The following is a 20,456-nucleotide window of genomic DNA, read 5'->3' on the forward strand; positions in this document are numbered from 1 at the left end:
GGCCCTAATAATTAATTCCCTCACCTATTTAATTACCTGTGCTTTCAGGTCGAAATCAGCCGTGGGGGGCTGGGGGTCCATGTTTTCCAGGGTGGCGACTACGATTTCGGTAATGGCCAGGTCGCGCGTCCACTTGTGGTCGGCGGGCACCACAAACCAGGGCGCGTCATCGGTGGAGCAGTGGGCCAGGGCATCGCTGTACACATCCTGGTAGTCGTCCCAGCGGGCGCGCTCTTTTAAGTCGCCAGGCGCGTATTTCCAGCGCTTGGCCGGGTCGTCAAGGCGGGCCTGGAGGCGTTCAGCCTGCTCTTTTTTGGAGATGTGCAGGAAGAACTTGAGGATCTGCGTGCCGTTGCGGGTCAGCAGCTGCTCGAAGTTGTTGATGTCGTCGAAGCGCTGGTGGGCCGTTTTCTTGTCTATCAGGCCGTGCACGCGGGTCACGAGCACGTCTTCGTAGTGCGAGCGGTTGAACACCCCGATGTGGCCCCGCGACGGCGCCTTAAGGTGGACGCGCCACAGGAAATCGTGCGCCAGCTCGGCCGGCGAGGGGGCCTTGAACGCCGCCACCTGGACGCCGGCCGGGTTTACGCCCGTGAGCAGGTTGCCGATGGCTCCGTCCTTGCCCCCCGTGTCCATGGCCTGGAACACCAGCAGCAGGCTGCGCTGGTGCTCGGCGTAGAGGTTTTCCTGAAGCTCGGCCAGGCGCTGGCGCAGGGCGGCCAGGCGCGGCAGGGCCGATTCCTTGTGGGCGTACTTTTCATCAAAGGGGCCCTTGGCGTCGGTAGCCACGTCGGCCAGCTTAAAGTGCTTGTCTTTGACGAGCACGGCGGGGGTTTCGGGGTATTTCATGGCACGTTTTACGGAAATATTATCCTGACCGCCGGTGGCGCAGGGCCGGGGCCCAAAAAATAAACGAAAAGCATCCCATTTTGCGTTAGCATACTGGTGGCCCGCTTGGCCGCCGCGGGGGCTCCGGCCGATTTTTTCTGGCCGGCTGCTTGCCACTTTGCTTCGTTGCTTTCACTCGCTTTTTTCACCGTTCGCTATGCCGACGCTTGTAACCCGTTTTCTTCGCCACGTGGCCCTCGGGCTGCTGGTAGCGCTTTCGCTTGCCGGCACTGCCGGGGCCCAAACCGCGGCCCCGGCCGCCACCGGCATTATCCAGGAAATTACCAACGTGGTGGGCTTGCAGCCCCGCTTCGAGCTGCGCGCCACCCGCGAGGTTGATAACGCCGCAGCCGTGGTGTACGGCGGCAAGCGCTACCTGCTCTACAACCCCGATTTCCTGGCCGCCGTGAACCGCGCCGGCCGCACCGACTGGGGCGGCATCAGCATTTTAGCCCACGAAATGGGCCACCACCTCAACGGCCACACGCTGCGCGCTGGCGGCTCCAACCCGCAGGACGAGCTGGAGGCCGACGAATTTTCGGGCTTCGTGCTGCGCAAGTTGGGGGCCAGCTTGGCCCAGGCCCAAGCCGCCCTGGCCGCCGTGGCCGACGACGAGGGCTCGGCCAGCCACCCCGGCCGCACGCCGCGCCTGGCCGCCATCGGCACGGGCTGGCGGCGCGCCGAAACCCAGATTGCCGCCAGCCGCCAGGGCCCCGCGCCGTCGGCCGCGCCCGTGGCGCTGGCCCCGGCCGCACGCCGCGCCGTGGGTGCCCCGGCCCGCGTTACCCAGGCAGATGAGGCTGACGACGAAGACGATGCTAGCGCAAGTAGTTCCACTACGCCGGTGCGCTTGGTGGGCCAGCTCACCTTCCGCAACCACCCCGACCAGCCCTACTACCTCACCAGCGGCCTGAACGTGGTGCGCGTGGCCGACGATGACACCCCCGTGGTGGTGGGCCACCTCACCCGCACCAACAGCACCGATTTTCCCTACGTGCTGGTGGACGGCCGGCAGCGCCGCTTGTTCATTTCGGCCCGCGGCGACGTGTACGATCCGCAGGGCCAGTGCGTAGCCACCCTGCACGAGTAGGGCCCCGGGGCGGGCGGTATCGCGCGGGGCCCTAATTTCAGGCCCTCATTCCCTACCCTCCCCCAACGCATGATACAAAACATTGCCCGCCGTGCGGGCATGGCCGGGGCCCTGCTGCTGGCCGCCGCCGCCACGCAGGCCCAAGTGGGCCCCGGCACCCAGTGGACCAAAGACGGCTACGGCTACTTCCAGGTGCAGCAAGACGAAGTTGTGCAACTCGACGCCCGCAAGCCGGGCGCGGGCACTACGCTCCTCAGCAAGCAGCAGCTAACGCCCACCGGCCAGGCCGCCCCATTGAAAGTGCGCCGCTTTTCGCTCTCCGACGACGGCCAGCGGGTGCTGCTGAACACCAACACCAAGAAGGTCTGGCGCTACGACACCCGCGGCGACTACTGGCTGTACGACCTGAAAACCAAGCAGCTCGTGCAGCTCGGCAAAGGCCGGCCCGAGTCGTCGCTGATGTTCGCCAAGTTCTCGCCCGACGGCAGCAAGGTGGCCTACGTGAGCGAGCACAACCTGTACGTGGAGAACCTGGCCGACCACGCCATCACGGCCCTCACCACCGACGGCACTGACCGCCTCATCAACGGCACCTTCGATTGGGTGTACGAGGAGGAGCTGGACTGCCGCGACGGCTTCCGCTGGGCCCCCAACGGCCAGAGCCTGGCTTACTGGCAGCTCGATGCCACTAAGACGCGCAACTACCTGATGCTGAATACCACGTCGGCGCTCTACCCCTACACCGTGCCCGTGGAGTACCCCGTGGTGGGCGAAGACCCCAGCCGCTGCCGCGTGGGCGTGGTGCCCGTGGCAGGGGGCCCCACCCGGTGGATGGACATCCCTGGCGATGCCGTGCAGCACTACCTGCCGCGCATGGAGTGGGCCGGTCCCGCCGAGCTGATTGTGCAGCAGTTGAACCGCCGCCAGAACGAGAGCAAAATCATGCTCTGCAACACGGCCACCGGGGCCGCGCGGGCCATTTACAGCGAAACCGACAAGGCCTGGGTGGATGCCAAGAACGGCGCCGTGGGCTGGAACTGGATCGAGGGCGGCAAGAAGTTCGTGTGGGCCAGCGAAAAGGACGGCTGGCGCCACCTCTACGCCGTGGACCGCGCCGGCCACGAGCAGCTGCTCACCAAGGGCAACTACGACGTGATTAGCCTCGAAGCCATCGACGAGCGCGCCGGCACCGTGTACTTCATGGCCTCGCCCGCCAACGCCACCCAAACCTACCTCTACCGCGTGCCGCTGAAGGGCGGCGCCGCCACCCGCGTAACGCCCGCGGGCCTGGCCGGCTCGCACGGCTACGACGTTTCGCCCAACGGCAAGCTGGCCCTGCACAACTACTCCAGCACCAGCGCCTTCCCCACTGCCGACGTGGTGAGCCTGCCCGCCCACCAGCGTCTGAGCGGCGGCGAAGTGCCCGCGCAAGCCAAGAACATCAAGGCCCCCAAAACGGAGTTTTTTCAGGTGAAAACCGCCGACGGCGTGACCCTCGACGGCTGGATGGTGAAGCCTACTAACTTCGACCCCGCCAAGAAATACCCCATCGTGTTTTACGTGTACGGCGAGCCCGCCAGCCAAACCGTGACGGACCGCTTCGGCACGGGCGCCAACCGCCTCTATCAGGGCAGCATGGCCGACGACGGCTACATCTACGCCTCGCTCGACAACCGGGGGGCCCCGGCGCCGCGCGGCCGCGAATTTCGCAAGGCCATTTACCACAACATCGGCAGCCTCAACATCCGCGACCAGGCCCTGGGGGCCCAGGAAGTGCTGAAAAACAGTTTTGTGGACACCAGCCGCGTGGCGGTGTGGGGCTGGAGCGGCGGCGGCTCGTCCACGCTCAGCCTGCTGATGCAGTACCCGAAGATTTACAAGACGGGCATCTCCATCGCCGCTGTCGATAACCAACTCAACTACGACAATATTTACCAGGAGCGCTACATGGGCCTATTGCCCGAGGACAAGCACTTCTTCGTGGACAACTCGCCGCTGGCCCACGCCAAGGACTTGCGCGGCCACCTGCTGCTCATCCACGGCACCGGCGACGACAACGTGCACTACAACAACGCCGAGCAGATGATTAACGAGTTGGTGAAGAACAATAAAACCTTCCAGCTGATGAGCTACCCCAACCGCACCCACAGCATCTCGGAAGGCGAAGGCACCAGCCGCCACTTGTCGAGCACCTATACCAAATTCCTGAAGGAAAACTGCCCCCCCGGCGGCCGCTAGGGCCCCGGGGCGGTGTACGTGACGGCGGCCTGTACACCACTCGGAAATCACTCTGGGCCCCTGGGGCAATAACCCTTGGGCCCGTTCGTAAGAAAGCAGCAGCGGCGGATGGTTGAGCAAGAAGCGTGAACAAAGCCGTTCACCTTTTTCTTAATCACCCGCCGCTGCTCTTTTATTCTCCCCAATGCCCGAATTACCCGAAGTCGAAACCTACCGCCGTTTCATTGACGAAGTGGCCGTGGGCCAGACAATTACCGGCCTCGACGTGAACGATGCCCACGTGCTGGCCGTGCCCGAAGCCGAGTTGCGCGCCGCCCTGCTGGGCCGCACCATCACCGGCACCAGCCGCCTGGGCAAAAACTGCTTCGTGGAACTCGACAACGGCCGCTTGCTGGTGCTGCACTTCGGCATGACCGGCGACATCGGGGCCTACCGCGACGCGCCCGACGCCCCGCGCTTCACCCGCGTGGCCTGGCACTTGAGCGACTCGGGCCTGAACCTGGCCTTCATCGACCCGCGCAAGTTCGGCCGCATCCGCCTGGCCGACAGCGCCGCCGCCTATCAAAAAGCCAAAAAACTGGGCCCCGACGCGCTGCAAATCAGCGCCGCCGAGCTGCACGAGAAGCTCAGCCGCCGCCGGGTGTTTGTCAAGCCGCTGCTGCTCGACCAGGGCCTCGCCGCCGGCCTCGGCAACTGGATTGTGGACGAGGTGCTATTCCAGGCCAAGATCCACCCCGAACGCATCGGTAATTCGGTGAGCGAAAAGGAAGTGGGGGCCCTGCACGCCGCCATCCAGCTGGTGCTCACCACTGCCATTCAGCACGAGGCCAACTACCGGAATTTCCCCAAGTCGTTCCTCATCCACGCCCGCGAGTGGGACGAATCGGCCACGCCGGGCTCCGACGCGCACACCTTTTGCCCGCGCCACCCCAAAACCAAGATTGAGAAAACCTACGTGGGCGGCCGCGCCACCTACACTTGCCCCAAGTGCCAGCCCGCGCCCAGCCCCAGCTAGAGGTTAACTAGATGTTAGCTAGAGATTTAGGAACGTGTAGCCGCACGACCCCAGCCCAATTAAAAACACGAGCAAGCCCGCCAAGGCAAAGTATTTCACCCAATGCGGCCAGTCCAAAAGCGCGGCGACAAAAAGCGCCAGCACGTCGCACCCAGCCAATCCGAGCAGCTAGAGGAATAGCCCATCGGCCACGTCGCGCGGGTGCGGGGCCCCAGTCACGGCATCACGTACGGCCACAGAGTAGACCAGGGCCCCGAACAGCACGATGGCGCTAGCAACGGCACTCACACTATGAGACCCCAGCCCCGTTACCCAGGCCCAGTGAATGGCTATGAGGCCCAGCCCCAGCAGAGGCTGTTGGCTTGATGAATTCCACCAGCAGGCAGAACAATAAATACCCGGCTGGAAACGGCTCGAAGCGCCGACCATCGGGCAGCCAGCAGCAGCGCTCCAAAGCACCCAGCAACAGGATTTAGTAGGGGTTGGTGGGTTGGCGGGCAACGCCATCGCCGAATTTGATGCCCGAGGACAGGGCGGTGGCGGTGCGCAAGTGCCGTCTTCGAGGCCGCTGAGAAAGCAGCCAACGCGCCCGATGTCCAGGCCCAGCAGCAGGAACGGCATGAGGTGGCCCAACATGGCGGTGATGCCCAGGCGCTTTTCCACCAGCTCCACCCCACCAAGCCACCCAGGAAACCGCCTACGATGGCTTTGCTAGTGAAGTAGTAAAGCCAGCCGCCGGACGGGTGCAATAGCAAAGCGGGGAGCGAGCAGGCACAGTAGGCGCGAGCTGTGCAGGGCGCCGGCGGCACCCACGGAAACCCACTGCCGGCCATCGTCGCCAATGCAGTCGGCGGTGCGAGCACGCAAGCGAGCGTAAGAGGATTAGGCCAGAGCGTAAGCTTGCCGTAAAGCAGGTGCACGGGCAACCGCGCAGGGCCCCAAGCCAATTCGCCGGGCAATTGCATGGGGCAAAGGTGGCACGAAATCGTGGCCACCGGCCAGCGCTGGATGTTGACCCGGGCTACCAGCTTTTCGCTGGCTACCTGGGAATCGTAAAACCGGCTGATTGCTGTCGCCTGGGGCCCTGAAAAGCCTTGCACTGCCGCAACGATTAGCGGCGAAAAGCCCACAGTCCACGCCGGAGCCCTAGAGCGTGAGGACATTTATCTTTGCTGAAAAGGATGAAAAAATTTGCCCATCGCTATGCTGTCACGGACCGGCAGTGGGCGGTCATTGCGCCCCTACTGTCGGGCAAGGAAACAGACCGGGGCGTGACAGCACAGGACAATCGGGGGTTTTTCAACGCAGTGCTGTGGATTTTGCGTACTGGCGCACCGTGGGCCGATTTGCCCGAACGCTTCGGCAAGTTCAATTCTGTCTGCCGGCGTTTCCGACGTCTGGCCCAAAAAGGCGTGTGGGAGGCCGTGTTTGAGGCGCTGAAAGAACCGGACCTGGACTGGGTCATGCTCGATTCGACCATCCTGCGGGCCCACCAACACGCGGCGGGCCAAAAAAAAGCGACCCTGAAACCGAGTGCCTGGGCCGCAGCCGGGGCGGCATGAGCACCAAAATCCACGCCTGCACCGATGCGTTGGGCAACGCCATACGGCGCGTGGCGACGGGTGGGCAAGCCGGCGGCTGCCCGCAGGCCATTGGCTTGCTCGACGGCCTCTCGCCGGGCCAGGTTATCGCCGACACGAGCTACGATAGCGACGAAAACCGGGCCTATTGCGCCAAAAACAATATTGAGGTCGTCATTCCGAACCGACCGAATCGCACCGACCCTGCCCCCTTTGACGAAGAACAGCATGAGGACCGCAATAAAATCGAACGGTTCTTCAATCGAATGAAACGCTACCGCCGCCTGGCCACCCGCTACGAAAAAACAGCCGGGTCTTTCCTAGGGTTCTGGTATATAGCCGCAGCTTTGGATTGGTTGCGCTAAATGTCCTCACGCTCTAGCCCAACTCGTTGTTGTCGCGCGCGGCTTTGCGGGTGGAAGCGGTGAGCGGCGAGCGGGTGAGGGCCGACTCGCTATCGTAGCCGCGGCGGCGCTCGTTGGCAGCGGCGCTTTCGCCGGTGGCGGGCAGGGCACGGTTCATCCAACTGAGCACGTCGGTGGTGACGCCGGGCAGAAGGCCGTGGAAACCTGCCAGGAACTTGGCCGGCAGCGAAAGGATAATTTCGCCGTCGCCGCGCCGGGTGGCATTCCAAATTTGGCGCGCGGCCTGCTCGGCGTCCATCGAGAAGCCGGGCAGCGCGTCGGCGATGCTAAACCAGGCGAACTCCTTTTTGTGCTGGCCCTTCACCATGGCCTGGCCCTGACTACCGGTGCGTAGCAGGCCGGGGCACACCGTGGTCACGCGAATCCCTTCCTGCCGCAGCTCGGCCCGGAAGCCTTCCGACAGGCCCACCAGGGCAAACTTGCTGGCGCTGTACGGGGCCATGTGCGGAATGGCCACCTTGCCGCCCAAGCTCGAAATGTTGACGATGCGGCCCTCGCCGCGCCGGCGCATACTGGGCAGCACGGCCTGCATGGCGTGCAGCGGGGCCCAGAAGTGCGTGTCCATAGAGTCTTCAAAGTCGCGCAGCTCCATGTTGTCGAGCGGGCCGGCGGTGATGATGCCGGCGTTGTTCACCAGCACATCCACGGGCCCCAGGCGGCGTTCTACTTCGGCCACCATTGTGCGCACCTCGTTGACATCGGTAAGGTCGCGGGCCAAGGTCAGCACATCAGCCGCGGCCGCGCCGTAGGAAATCAGGTCCTGGCGGGCGCGTTCCAGCTCGGCCTCGTCGCGGGCGCAAATGGCCACCCGGGCCCCTTCTACCACCGCCTGGCGGGCCAGCACCAGGCCCAGCCCGCGCGAGCCGCCGGTGATGAGGACCACCCGGCCGGTTAGCTCATAGCTGCCGCGGCGGTTGGCCCACAGCGTGGCGGCCACGGCGGCAGCCCCCAGGCCAGCGGCCAGCAGCCAGTTGCTCGTGGAAGATTTAGGCGAATCGGGGGCGGGCGTAGCGGGCGTGTGGTTCATGCAGGCTAGTATGGGAAGCGGGGCCCAAAGGTTACGTTGAGGGCCTACTTAGTGAGCCAATTGGGGGCCCTACGGCTGACCGCGGGGCCCCGGGGGCCAGTAACTAGCGGCCAGTGGCGGGTTTTTGACCCGATATTTACACTTCCGGACCAGGGTCCGAATTTCCATGGGCCCCACTGACCAGTCTTATTTTATTGTTATGAAACGTTTCTTAGTATTGGCCTTGCTGGCGGCCCTTGCCGCGCCGGCCGCCCGGGCCCAGGCCGTATCCAAAACCAAGGCCGACGGTCATCCTACTGCCAACACCAGGTCGCCGACGCCCACCGCCCAAGGAGCCCCTGCGGTTTCCCCTACCCCGGCCAGTACTGAGGCCCGTGCCAACGCCCTCACCACCAATATGCAGCAAAACCTGGGCCTCTCGCCCCAGCAAACCGAAAAGGTGCGCGCCATTAACCAGCGCGGCGTGGCGGCGGTGGAGAGCGCCCGCACCCGCTACCGAACTGATCCGCGTAAGCTCAAGGGCATAATCGACGGCGTGGGCCAGTCGCGCCTTGAAGCGTTGAAGGACGTGCTCACGCCTGCCCAATTTGACAAGTACCAGCGCAAGCGCGAGGAGAAAATGGGTGTGCCCAGCGCCCCCGGCGTGCAGGGCAATGCGGCCCCCGGCCTGGGTAGCAACGAGTAGCGCCGGGCCTCACACGCAAATTTTGTTTGAAAAGCGTCTAGCCAACTGGCTCGACGCTTTTTCATTAGCGGAACCGTTACGGGCGCCGTAACCAACCGGCCGAAGGATGACAGTGTACAAAACCTGCGTTTAAGCCCTTCAGAGGGTATATTGCAATCGATTGCCATTCATAGCATCCAGAATTTTGATTTTCCCTTTACCACTGCGTTTACCCTCGGGTTCCCGGCTTTGCGTGGCCTGGGTCTGCTGGCTGCTACTCGGGTTGGCCCGCGCCAGCTATGGGGCCCCCGCCAGCGACACGCTGTGCACCCGCGCCGCCGTCGAAGATATAATGGTGACGCCCAGCTTCTACAGCGTGCTGGAAGACCCCACTGGCACCCTGACGCTGGCCGACGTGCAACGCCCCGCCAACGCCCGCCGCTTCGTGCTGGGGGCCCGCACGGCCAGCAGCATGCAACACGTGGGGGCGGTGTATTGGGTGCGGCTGCCGGTGAGCAACCAGGATTCGACCGGCCGGCACTGGTACTTGGAGCTGTTCGACTCGCACATCAACGACATCACCTTTTACGGCCCCGACGGCCAGTGGCACACGGGGGCCGACGCGCCGTTCAACAACCGCCGCTTTCGCTACAAGAATTACCTGTTTCGGCTGCCGCTGGTGCCGGGCCGCACCGAGGTATTTTACCTGCGGCTGCAATCCAACTCCAAAACCAGCTTCCTGAGCCAATTGCGCACCGAAGAGCTGCTGGCCAGCTACTTCCAAACCGTGTACGGCCTGCTGGGCAGTTTCTACGGGGTGCTGCTCATCATGGTGGTGTACAACCTGTTCATCTACCTGCTAGCCCAGGACCAAAACCACCTGCGCTACGTGCTGTACGTGCTAAGCTGCGGCCTGCTGTTCCTTTCCGAAGACGGCCTGGGCTTCCAATACATATGGCCCGAGCTGCCCTGGCTCAACCAGGCCGTTATTGCCGGGGCCCCCATCCTGCTGCTGCTCACCTTCAGTTACTACGCCCGCTACTTCCTCGACGCGCCCCAGCGCCTGCCGCGCTTCGACCCCGTGGTGCGGGCCGTGGTGATGGGCAGCGCCATCTTACTGTTGGTCGATGCGGTGTGGGTGCGGTCGGGCCTGGGCTTTTGGCTGTATTTGCTGCCTTATGGCCTGATTTATTACGAAGCCGTGCGCGCCTACCAGCTTGGGTTTCGGCCGGCCCGCTTGTTTCTGCTGGCACAGGCCCTGGTATCCGCCAGCCTGTTGTTCCTGATCCTGCGCAAGTTGGGCATCGATGCTTTGACCACTACGTTCACCGTGTATAGCCTCAACATGGCGTTTGTGGCCGAATTCGTGGTGCTGTCCTACGCATTGGGTGAGAAGATTAAAGCCATTAAGGACGACACCATCGAGGCGCAGGAGCGGCTGGTAGAACAGCTGCGCAGCAAGCAGGTGGCCCAAGGCCTGCTCGTCGAACAGCTTCACCAGAACGAAGTACTCAAGGACCAGCTCAACTCTGAACTGGAGGCCCTGGTGGTCCAGCGCACGCAAGAAATTAAGCGTAAAAGCGAAACCATTGCCGCTCAGAACCGAGAGTTACTCGAAGCCAACGGGTTACTCTCGCTACAGTCCGCCGCTATTACCAAGCTCAACACCGATCTGCGAGTGGACTTGCATAACGCGCAGGCGGCGCGGGTCACCGCTCAAGAAATGAACTTCGGCGAGTTCAGTCAAATCTACCCCGACAAGGACGCCTGCCTGGTGTACCTGTCGGGCCTAAAGTGGGCCAGCGGCTACCAGTGCCGCAGATGCGGCCACGGCCGGTACTGCGACGGCCGCGAACCACATGCGCGGCGGTGTACGCGCTGCCGGTATGTGGAGTCGGCCACGGCCTACACTTTGCTGCAAAAGTGCAAGTTTTCAGCCGTGAAAGCCATGTATGCGGTGTTCCTTTTGCACACCCACCAGGGGCAATATTCCATCTCTGACATGAGCCAGCTCCTGGATTTGCGGCAAGCTACCTGCTGGAATTTCAGCCAGAAAGTAGTGGAAGCCATTCGCCGCCGACACGCCGCGCCGGACTACGACGAGCACGAAGACTGGACCCAAGTGCTGCTGAGCTTTAGCGAGGAATTTGTGGAGAACGAAGCTTGAGGGGCCCCGGACCACAAGTAGCCGAATAATTAATCCAGCGGTAACAGTGGGTACTGCCTTTTTCTCAAAAAAATTGATTTTTAAGAATTGTTTTTTAGCGTTTATTCACTAATACACTATGGGCGGCGCGGGACGTACAAACGACATAATGCAGCAAATAACGTGTGCAGTAAGTGTATGATGCACGTGTGATCAAAGCAATAAACAGCTTTGAATCGCATCTAAAGGCACTTTTTGGGTTGCACACTTAAAACAACCCTGAATACCTTTGAACAGGGATTGGTGATTTCTGCTGCACAACCGGCACCTGGCGGTTACTGCCAGGGTTGCTTAATTAAGGGAGCTATCGGTTTCGATTTGCATAGCTACCAGCTAACCGGTTGTTACTTCTTGGCAAGATAAAATAGGTTACTGCCGGCGGTCGGTTCCAAGTGAATTGAGTGTATCATCCAAAAGCTCAGCATTGAAAAGTTCTATAAACAACCGATTGTTTATTCTCATTAACTAACTATAAAAGCTAATTTTACAGTTGTTATCCCCACTCAGCCAAACGTTTGTGTAGTTAGTTCTCTTCTTCGCCCATTTCCCATCCCATCCCTTTTGCTTTTATGGATACACACCCTTACTTTCCTACCATTCGCACAGCGGCCCTCTTAGCGGTTTGCGGGCTGCCCGCCCTAGCCGCCCCGGCCGCCCTGGGGGCCCCAGCTCCGGGCCACACCCAGCACTTGGCAATCAAGCGCCCGCCCATCACCGTCACCGGTCGGGTGGTACAGGCCAACGGGGATGCCTTGCCGGGCGTTACCATTTTGATCAAAGGCACCAGCCAAGGCACCAGCACCGATGCCAGCGGCACTTATTCTATTGCCGCCCCAGAAGGTAGCACCCTTATCATCAGCTACGTGGGGTTCGTACGGCAGGAAGTAGCGGTTTCCAGCGCTCGCAACCCACTCAACATCACCCTGGTGGCCGATGTAGCTGCGCTGAACGAAGTGGTGGTCGTGGGCTACGGCACCCAGGAGCGCGGCAGTGTAACGGGCGCCATCTCGTCCGTCAACGGGGCCGAGCTAGTGCGCCAGCCGGTGGCCGATGCTACCCAGGCCATCCAGGGTAAAGTTTCAGGCGTAACCATTACCTCCAACGGCGGGGCCCCCGGCGGCGCGGCCGGTACCTCGGTGCGCATCCGCGGCATAACGTCGGCTGGTGTTAACAGTCCTCTTTATGTAGTCGATGGATTTCCGCTACCAACTACTGTGGACGGCAATGGTAACGCGACGAGCACCGAACTGACTAGCATAAGCCCGAATGACATCGAGACGATTGACATTCTAAAGGATGCGTCGGCCACGGCTATTTATGGGGTGCGGGCAGCTAACGGTGTGGTACTTATTACCACCAAACGTGGCAGAGCCGGCAAAGCCACCGTTAACTTCGACGGTTACCGCGGCGTGCAGTCCGTGGCCCGGCGGCTAGACCTGCTCAACGCTGAACAATACGCCGTTATCAACAACGAGGCACGCATTGCGGCCGGCCAGCCCATTGCGCTGAACAAGCTGCGCAACCCGGCGGCCCTGAGGGATAGCAGCACCGACTGGCAGGACCTGCTTTTCCGTCGCGCCAAAATTCAGAATTACTCGCTTTCGGCCACCGGCGGCAGCGAGAAGGCCCGCTACGCCTTGTCGGGCACGTACTTCCAGCAGGACGGCGTCATCCTGGGCTCTAATTTTGAGCGCTTTACGCTCCGCGCCAACGGTGACGTGCAGCTAAGCTCTATTTTTAAAATTGGCAACAGCATCTCGCTGACCCACTCGGAAGACCGTCAGATTACGAGCAACAACGGCGAGTACGGCGCGGTGCAGCAGCTGCTGCGCATTCCGCCCACCGTGCGGGCCTACCGGCCCGATGGCTATTGGTACCAGCCCAACAGTGCCATGGACAACTTTACAGAGGAGAACCCGCTGGCTACTTCTCTGCGGGCCAACCAGAAGTTCACCCGCAACCGGGCCACCACCACGTTCTACGCCGAGCTGGAGCCGCTGAAAGGCCTGCGCTTCCGGACCAACGTCGGGGCCGACCTCGTTTTTGAGAACTTCAACCAGTTTTCTCCCAAAGGCCCGGACTTGGCCGGCTATACTCAGCGCTACATCACCGCCGGGGCGGGCGCTACCGCGGGCTATGCGCCAAGCTACCTGATCGAGAACACGGCCACTTACGACCGCACGTTTGCCGAAAAGCACCACGCCACGCTGCTGGTGGGGCAGTCGGCGCAGGAGTTTAACTACAGCAACGTAGAGGCGTACCGCACGGGCTACCTGCGCAACGACCTGCAAACCATCAACGTGGGGCCCATCAACACGCTGCTGGCCAACGCCGGCACCATCGACCCCGCCCGGCACCTGGCCAGCTACTTCGGCCGCCTCAACTACGAGTACGCCGGTAAGTACATCTTCCAGGCCACGGCTCGCTACGATGGCTCCTCGCGGTTTCAACCGGGCCAGAAGTTTGGCTTCTTTCCCGGCGCGTCGGTGGGCTGGCGCATCTCCGAGGAGGAGTTCTTGAAGGGCAACAGCACCATCAGCAACCTCAAGCTGCGCGCCGGCTACGGCCGCGTGGGCAACGAGCTGAACGCCGGCCGCTTCGCTTACTTATACTCCATCAACTTCGGCGCCGTTTACCCTTTCGGGCCGGACGGCACTATCAACACGGGTGGGGCCCCTACCCGCCTACCCAACCCTATCCTACGTTGGGAGAATAACGAACAGACAAACATTGGCTTGGAAATGGGCTTCCTAGGCAACCGCATCGAGGCAACCATCGACCTCTACAACCGCAGCTCGCCCAACCTGATTGCGCCCGTGCCGCCCTCCCTCGTGTCAGGCACGTACGAGTCGGTACCTGCCAACGCCGCCAATGCGTACAACCGGGGCATCGACTTCTCGCTAACGTCGCACAACTTCGTTGGTTCGGGCGGGGCCCTAACCTGGACAACCACCTTCAATATATCGGGCTATAAAACCCGCCTAGTCTCGCTGGGCGCCGGCGTTCCCTACAACGGCCTGGGCTCGTTGAGCGGCACCATCGTGCGCTACGATGCCAACCAAGCGTTCGGCGCTTTCTACGGCTATGTAGCCGACGGCCTGATTCAGACTCAAGAGGAGTTGAACGCCCTGAACGCCGGGGCCCTGGCTGGCAAAGCTAAATCCGCCAACTACCAGAATGCGGGCACTGCCCCGGGTGACATCAAATTCAAGGACCTAAACGGCGACGGCGTCATCACCGACGCGGACCGCACCTTCATCGGCAACCCCAACCCAAACTACACGTTTGGCCTCACCAACACCTTGGGATATAAGGGTTTTGACCTGAGCTTCTTTATTCAGGGCGTGCAGGGCAACGACGTATACAACCTCAACCGCTACATCACGGAAGGGGCCCTGTACGGAACCACCAACGGCACCACTAACGTGCTGAACCGCTGGACCGGGACCGGCACCAGCAACGACGTGCCGCGGGCCATCGTGGGCGACCCCAACAACAACCTGCGGGTATCGACCCACTACATCGAGGACGGCTCCTACGTGCGCCTCAAAAACCTGACGCTCGGCTACACGCTGCCGCGCACCCTCATGAGCCGCATCTCGGCTTCACAGCTGCGCGTGTACGTCACGGCCCAGAACTTGGTGACGCTGACCAAGTACACCGGCTTCGACCCGGAGGTGAGCGCCAGCGGCGTTGATCTGGGCATCTACCCGCAAACGCGCGTGTTCCTGGCCGGCGTGAACATCGGGTTTTAATTCCTTCTAATTTCCACTTATCTAGTCATGACTATCTCAAAATTTACGGGCGGGGCCTTTCTGCTAACGCTCGGGCTGCTGGGCGGCTGCACGGCCAAGTTTCTGGACGAGGCCCCGGCCGACCAGATAACCGACGTCAACTTTTACCAAAGCCAGCAAGACGCCATCCAGGCCGTGACGGCCGCCTACAGCGAGCTGACCAAGGAAGGCCAATACAACGCTGCTATGTGGGCCTTCGACATCTGGTCCGACGTATCGAGCACGGGCGGCGACGACGGCAACGACGGCATCGAGTACAAGCAGCTCGAAGCCTTCAGCGTTCCGACCACCAACTTCATAGCTACCCGGCTGTGGGGCGGCTCGTTCATCGCGCTTCAGCGGGCGAACATCGTCATCCAGAAAGTGCCGGGCATCGCCAACATGGACCCCGCCATCCAGAAGCGCTGCATTGGCGAAGGACAGTTCCTGCGCGCCAAGATGTACTTCGACCTGGTGCGGGCCTACGGCGACGTGCCCCTGTTCACGGCCCCGCCCACCGGCCCGGCGGCCGTCAACATCCCCCGGACGCCCGCGGCCGATGTGTACAAGCAAATTGAGCAGGACCTGACCGATGCCATCGGCAACCTGCCGCCTTCGTACAGCGGCGCAGACCTGGGCCGGGCCACCAAATGGGCCGCCACGGGGCTTTTGGCCAAGGTGTACATCACCGAAGGCAAAAAAACGGAGGCTGCCCAGCGGGCCCGCGAGGTCATCAACAACTCGGGCAAGACCATGTGGGCCAACTACGCCGACAACTTCAAGATTGAGAACGAGAACAATAACGCCAAGGAGTCGCTGTTTGAAGTGCAGTACGTGAGTGGCCGCAACCAGTACGACCGCAACAACGTGGGCTCGGCGATGAACGAGTATTTTGGGCCCCGGGGCGCCAACCAGACGCCTGGTAGCGGCTACGGCTTCAACATTCCGGACCCCGATTTCGTGGCGGGCTACGAGGCCGGCGACACCCGCAGAGCCGCCAGCGTGTGGTCGCCCGGCGACACTTACCCCGACGGCAGCAAAGCTGGCGCCAAGGCCACCGGCTCACCGTTTGGCTACAACTGCAAGAAGTGGTTCATCGGCAAGGTGAACACCAACATCTGGGATTCGGGCCTGAACGTGCCCGTGCTGCGCCTAGCCGAAATGTATCTGATTTTGGCGGAGGCGGTGGGGCCCACCACCGAGGGCCTGGAGGCCATTAACAAGGTGCGCCGCCGCTCGTTCGGCCTCGACTACAATGCGCCCTCGACGGCCCACGACCTCACGGCTGCTACTCCCAACTTCACCAATGCGGTGCTGCGGGAGCGCAAGTACGAGCTGGCGTTTGAGTTTGACCGCTGGTTTGACATGAAGCGCGCTGGCACCCTGTACCCGACGCTGACGGACCACGCCTTTATTCCGCGCATGACGCAGCAAGCGGCCACGCTCAAAGGCGTTACCTCCAACGTGCACGGCGTCCCGACCCAAAACAACCTGGTGCTGCCCATCCCGCAGTCGGAAATCGATACCAACCCCGGCTTGGTACAAAACCCTGGCTACTAGCCCTTTTTCACCGACTATTCAGCCTGAACTCATATGAAATATACCTGGAACAAAGCGGCCTGGGCCCTACTGGCCGGTCCGCTGCTTTTTACGGCTTGCAAAAAGAACGACAAGGGCGAGCTGAACGGCCCACTGCCGACAGTCAGCTTCACCTCCGCCATCAACGCCACCCAGTTTCCCGTCACGGTTACCTTCACTGACAACAGCCAGGACAGTTTCACCAACACGTGGGACTTCGGCGACAACACCCGCGGCCAGGGCAAGACAGTGACGCATACCTACATTCGGCCCGGCAGCTACCAAGTACAACTGATAGCCGCCGGCCGCGCCGGCTCCGCCACCTCGCCCCAGCAAACGGTGGTCATCCCGTCGGCCTGCGACAACGCCGGCTTCTCGGCCCTCACCGCTTGTAGCGGCAGTGGCGCCGCCTCGTGGATTATTTCCAAGCAGCCAGAGGCTATTGTGCGGCTGGCAGCCAACGGCACCACGGTGCTTTCGTCGCTGCCCGTTGCGGGCGGGACGCTGCCCGACTGCCAACTCGACGACCAGTTCACGTTTGCCACCAATTTCGCCTATGCCTACGACGCCGGGGGCCAAACGTACAGCAACGGGGCCTGCGGCCCGGCCCGCGAACCCAATTCCAACTTTGTGTACAAGCCCGTTGCCGGTAGCCTGGGGCAAATCATCCTCCAGAACCCGAAGGCCAAGTCGTTCATCGGCCTCACCGACTCGGTGGTCAACAAAACCTACGACCTGGTAGAGGCGACCGCCGCGCGCCTGCGCCTGCGCGGCACCAATCCCGACGGCACCTTCACGGTGGTGACGTACATACCGCAGCTTTCAGCCGTTGACAAGGTGAAGCAGCTGCTCACCAACGGCTCGTCGAAAACGTGGATGCTGGACAACACGGTGGACAAGCCCATTGCCGTGGGCCCCAGCGACGCCGATCCCACCAGCTACTACGCCGGGGGCCCGGCGGGCAGCCTACCCGGTTGCCAGGCCGATGACGAGTTTACGTTCTCAAACGCCAACGTGTACACTTACGACGCCAAGGCCGAAACCTTCGTGGCTGGTGCCACGGGCGGGTGCCAGGCCCCGCGTTCGGGCACTTCGCCGTTCACGTTCGGGGCCGCCACCGGGGCCGGCATAGCGCAGTTCACGCTGGGCACGGCGGGCCGGTTCATCGGCGTCACCGATGCGCCCGACCTGACTTACCGCATCCTGTCCATCGATGCGAAGCACATGGTGCTGCGGGCAGGCAGTTCCACGGGTTCGCTTGTGTTCACCATGAAACTGGTGGCGAAATAACGCTTCGCGGTTGCGTTCATTGACCATTAACAATCCGTTAGCAACCCTGCTTTTTATGAACTTCTTCCTTTCCTGTTTGCACCACCGTTCCCGGCCCAGGGCCAGCTTGTTGCTGGCCCTGGGCCTAACGGCCTGCACCGAAAACAAGTCGGCCCCCGCGCCGACGCCCCCGCCCGTGGTAGTGGTGCCGCCCGCTGCTACCAACGCCGACGCCAAGGATTACAACCAGTACACGGAACTGAAGTGGGGCGACGAGTTCGACGGCGGGGCCCTGGACCAGACCAAGTGGGGCTACGACCTAGGCAACAACAACGGCTGGGGCAACCGGGAGCTGGAATACTACACCAACAGCCCCGACAACGCCTACGTAAGCGGGGGCAACCTTTCCATCCAGGCTAAAAAGGAGGCCCAGGGGGGCTTCAACTACACGTCGGCCCGGTTGCTGACCAAGGGCAAGCAGGACTTTAAGTTCGGGCGCCTCGACGTGCGGGCCAAGCTGCCCAAGGGCCAGGGCATCTGGCCCGCCATCTGGATGCTGGGCTCCGACATCGACCAGAACAACTGGCCGAAGTGCGGCGAAATAGACATCATGGAGCTGCGCGGCCAGGACCCCACCAAGATCCTCTCGACCATGCACTTCCCCGACAACGCGGGGGCCCACCTCTACAAGGGCATCGATAAAGTGGCGCTGCCCGGCAACGCCAGCTTCGCCGATGACTTCCACGTGTTCAGCGTGGTGCGCAGCCAGAACCAGATGCGGTTTTTCATCGACGGCCAGCAGTACTATTCGTTCTCGGCCAGCGACGCCACGATTTACCCCTTTAACAACCCGTTTTTTCTGGTGCTGAACTTGGCCGTGGGCGGCGATTTTCTGGGCAACCCCGACGCCGCTACCATCGGCACCACGCCGTTTCCCCAGCAGATGACGGTGGATTACGTTCGGTACTACCAGTATAAATAAGCAGGCTTTGGTTGGGGGCCCACCGCCCGGTTATTTGCCCTGCCGGGGCAGCCGGGCGGTGGGCCTTGGTGCGTCGTGTTCCGGGGCCCTTCCCCCATTTTATTGCAACTGCTTTAGCTCGTTTTCCATGATAACCACCGCAACGTGCTGGCCTTTTCGGGCGCTCCAGTTTGGCTTACTGAGCCTGTTGCTGGCCGGTGGCGGAGTGGCGCAGGCCCAAACCAAAAGCCCCAAGCGCGGCCTGGCGTACGATTACAAATCTGCCGCCGATTTGCAGGCGCTGGCCCCCGGCACGAGCTGGTGGTACAACTACACCTCCGTGCCCGATGCCAGCGTGGCGGGGGTGTACGGGGGCCTGGCCGTCGACTACGTGCCCATTCAGTGGGGTTCCCGCCTGAACAATGGCCCGGTGACGGCCGACCAGCTGGCCGCCAACATTCCGGCCGGCACGCAGTATTTGCTGGGTTTTAACGAACCCAATTTTCTTTCCCAGAGCAACTTAACCCCAACGCAGGCCGCGGCCATCTGGCCGGTGCTCCAGGAAGTGGCCCGCCGCAAAAACCTCAAGCTGGTATCGCCCGCCCTGAACTACTGCGGCAACTGCGTGCAGGAGAACGGCGTGACTTACTACTCTCCCACACAGTACCTGGACGCCTTTTTTGCGGCCTGCCCGAACTGTCAAGTTGATTATATCGCCCTCCATACTTATGTGTGCGAAGAGCAGTACCTGCGCCAGAAAGTAGCGGAAGTCAAGAAATATAACAAGCCCATCTGGCTCACCGAGTTTGCCTGCGGCGATGCGCCCGCGGCCCAGATTACCTTGGCAACGCAGAAAAAGTACATGCTGGATGCCGTGAACTACCTGGAAAACGAGCCAGCCATCTTTCGGTATGCGTGGTTTTCGGGGCGCAACAACGAGATTCCCAACATCAACCTGCTCGGGGCCGATGGCCAGCTCACCGCGTTGGGCCAGCAGTACGTGGGCCTGCCGTTCAACGGGCCGGCCAACGACTTGAACCGCCTCACGCCGGTGGCCACCACCGCCTCGTCGAGCGAAAGCGGGGCCACGGGGGCCCCCAGCGCGACCGACTGCAACATCAACTCCCGGTGGTCGAGCGCCTTTGCCGACCCGCAGTACTTACAGCTGGATTTTGGCGAGGTGAAGCGGTTTACGCGGGTGAAAATCGCCCGGGAAGCGGCCTACGCCAAGGATTACCAAGTGCAAACTTCGCTCGACGGCACCGCCTGGGGGCCCCTGCTGACGGTGCTGGACGGCGACGGCGGGGTGGACGACCTGACGGGCCTCGCCGGCCGCGGCCGCTACCTGCGGGTGTACGGCACCCGGCGGGCCACGGCTTTCGGCTACTCCATTTAAGAAGTAGATGCGTACGGCACCGCCGATGCGGCGCTGGCCACGGCACCGGCCGCCGGCCTGCCGGGCCCGGCCGCCGGCCTGCGCCTCTACCCCAACCCAGCGGCCACGGAGCTGCACCTGGCCCTGCCCGCCGGGGCCCTGGCTCGGAGCCTGGCAGTGGTGGACGCCTTGGGAAGAACGGTGCTCGCGGGCCGGGATCTGGGGCCCCGGGCCACCCTGAACATTGCGGCGCTGCCCGCGGGCCTGTACGTGGTGCGCGTGGCAACGGCCGGCGGGCAGCTCACCCAACACTTCCTAAAACCCTGATATCCTTTTAGCCACCCGCGCGGTCCGTTCTCGCCGCCGG

13 protein-coding genes and 1 pseudogene are annotated in these 20,456 nt (G+C 62.3%); 12 read left to right on the top strand and 2 right to left on the bottom strand.

The genetic code is table 11. The features are described 5' to 3' along the window. Positions 1-24 precede the first annotated feature (24 nt). A complete protein-coding gene (locus tag AXW84_RS13005) occupies positions 25-849 on the bottom strand; it encodes a polyphosphate kinase 2 family protein (RefSeq protein ID WP_068233851.1) in 825 nt (274 codons plus the stop codon). A 196-nt stretch (positions 850-1,045) separates the two neighbouring features. Between AXW84_RS13005 and AXW84_RS13010 the strand changes: the two genes are divergently transcribed. The 4 genes and pseudogenes from AXW84_RS13010 to AXW84_RS25900 form a co-directional block, all read left to right on the top strand. Then, positions 1,046-1,978: a hypothetical protein gene (locus tag AXW84_RS13010; protein ID WP_071891302.1), complete on the top strand. Its 933-nt coding sequence runs from the start codon at positions 1,046-1,048 to the stop codon at positions 1,976-1,978. A gap of 69 nt (positions 1,979-2,047) precedes the next feature. Beyond that, positions 2,048-4,216, top strand: a complete 2,169-nt coding sequence (locus tag AXW84_RS13015; RefSeq protein ID WP_068233857.1) for a S9 family peptidase — start codon at positions 2,048-2,050, stop codon at positions 4,214-4,216. 184 nt (positions 4,217-4,400) lie between these two features. Continuing rightward, positions 4,401-5,231 (top strand): DNA-formamidopyrimidine glycosylase, encoded by an 831-nt coding sequence (gene mutM, locus AXW84_RS13020; RefSeq protein ID WP_068233860.1) that lies wholly within the window; start codon positions 4,401-4,403, stop codon positions 5,229-5,231. A 1,181-nt stretch (positions 5,232-6,412) separates the two neighbouring features. Further along, positions 6,413-7,113: pseudogene (locus AXW84_RS25900) on the top strand (IS5 family transposase); the annotation flags it as partial. Between the two features lie 76 nt (positions 7,114-7,189). Here the strand turns inward: AXW84_RS25900 and AXW84_RS13040 are convergent. Further along, positions 7,190-8,263, bottom strand: coding sequence for an SDR family NAD(P)-dependent oxidoreductase (locus AXW84_RS13040; RefSeq protein WP_082773876.1), 1,074 nt, complete (start codon positions 8,261-8,263; stop codon positions 7,190-7,192). 199 nt (positions 8,264-8,462) lie between these two features. On the opposite strand from AXW84_RS13040, the gene AXW84_RS13045 reads away from it, so the two are divergent. The 8 genes from AXW84_RS13045 (at position 8,463) to AXW84_RS25905 (ending at position 20,416) form a co-directional block, all read left to right on the top strand. Then, positions 8,463-8,948 (top strand): hypothetical protein, encoded by a 486-nt coding sequence (locus AXW84_RS13045; RefSeq protein ID WP_071891305.1) that lies wholly within the window; start codon positions 8,463-8,465, stop codon positions 8,946-8,948. A gap of 232 nt (positions 8,949-9,180) precedes the next feature. Continuing rightward, positions 9,181-11,094 carry a 7TM diverse intracellular signaling domain-containing protein gene (locus AXW84_RS13050; protein WP_157886999.1) on the top strand — a complete coding sequence of 638 codons (1,914 nt, stop codon included), beginning with the start codon at positions 9,181-9,183 and terminating at the stop codon, positions 11,092-11,094. 608 nt (positions 11,095-11,702) lie between these two features. Continuing rightward, the gene (locus tag AXW84_RS13055) at positions 11,703-14,888 is read left to right on the top strand and encodes a SusC/RagA family TonB-linked outer membrane protein (RefSeq protein ID WP_068233873.1); all 3,186 of its coding nucleotides are present in this window, start codon (positions 11,703-11,705) and stop codon (positions 14,886-14,888) included. Positions 14,889-14,915: 27 nt separating this feature from the next. After that, positions 14,916-16,466 carry a RagB/SusD family nutrient uptake outer membrane protein gene (locus AXW84_RS13060; RefSeq protein ID WP_068233876.1) on the top strand — a complete coding sequence of 517 codons (1,551 nt, stop codon included), beginning with the start codon at positions 14,916-14,918 and terminating at the stop codon, positions 16,464-16,466. A 33-nt stretch (positions 16,467-16,499) separates the two neighbouring features. Then, on the top strand, positions 16,500-17,774 hold the full coding sequence (locus AXW84_RS13065; RefSeq protein WP_068233879.1) for a PKD domain-containing protein: 1,275 nt from the start codon (positions 16,500-16,502) through the stop codon (positions 17,772-17,774). 76 nt (positions 17,775-17,850) lie between these two features. Next, a complete protein-coding gene (locus AXW84_RS13070; RefSeq protein ID WP_157887000.1) occupies positions 17,851-18,735 on the top strand; it encodes a glycoside hydrolase family 16 protein in 885 nt (294 codons plus the stop codon). Positions 18,736-18,862: 127 nt separating this feature from the next. Continuing rightward, on the top strand, positions 18,863-20,110 hold the full coding sequence (locus AXW84_RS13075) for a glycosyl hydrolase (RefSeq protein WP_071891309.1): 1,248 nt from the start codon (positions 18,863-18,865) through the stop codon (positions 20,108-20,110). A 78-nt stretch (positions 20,111-20,188) separates the two neighbouring features. Further along, entirely contained in the window at positions 20,189-20,416 is a 228-nt protein-coding gene (locus AXW84_RS25905; RefSeq protein ID WP_257722085.1) for a T9SS type A sorting domain-containing protein, read from the top strand. Positions 20,417-20,456: the final 40 nt, after the last annotated feature.

This window comes from Hymenobacter sp. PAMC 26628 (assembly GCF_001562275.1).
Taxonomy (GTDB): Bacteria; Bacteroidota; Bacteroidia; order Cytophagales; family Hymenobacteraceae; genus Hymenobacter.

Bases quoted from the DNA above. Each gene is read 5' to 3' on its own strand.
- AXW84_RS13010 (WP_071891302.1), top strand. From the start codon at position 1,046: ATGCCGACGCTTGTAACCCGTTTTCTTCGCCACGTGGCCCTCGGGCTG.
- AXW84_RS13015 (WP_068233857.1), top strand. From the start codon at position 2,048: ATGATACAAAACATTGCCCGCCGTGCGGGCATGGCCGGGGCCCTGCTG.
- AXW84_RS13075 (WP_071891309.1), top strand. From the start codon at position 18,863: ATGATAACCACCGCAACGTGCTGGCCTTTTCGGGCGCTCCAGTTTGGC.
- AXW84_RS13040 (WP_082773876.1), bottom strand. From the start codon at position 8,263: ATGAACCACACGCCCGCTACGCCCGCCCCCGATTCGCCTAAATCTTCC.
- AXW84_RS13045 (WP_071891305.1), top strand. From the start codon at position 8,463: ATGAAACGTTTCTTAGTATTGGCCTTGCTGGCGGCCCTTGCCGCGCCG.
- AXW84_RS13055 (WP_068233873.1), top strand. From the start codon at position 11,703: ATGGATACACACCCTTACTTTCCTACCATTCGCACAGCGGCCCTCTTA.
- AXW84_RS13005 (WP_068233851.1), bottom strand. From the start codon at position 849: ATGAAATACCCCGAAACCCCCGCCGTGCTCGTCAAAGACAAGCACTTT.
- AXW84_RS13060 (WP_068233876.1), top strand. From the start codon at position 14,916: ATGACTATCTCAAAATTTACGGGCGGGGCCTTTCTGCTAACGCTCGGG.
- mutM (WP_068233860.1), top strand. From the start codon at position 4,401: ATGCCCGAATTACCCGAAGTCGAAACCTACCGCCGTTTCATTGACGAA.
- AXW84_RS13065 (WP_068233879.1), top strand. From the start codon at position 16,500: ATGAAATATACCTGGAACAAAGCGGCCTGGGCCCTACTGGCCGGTCCG.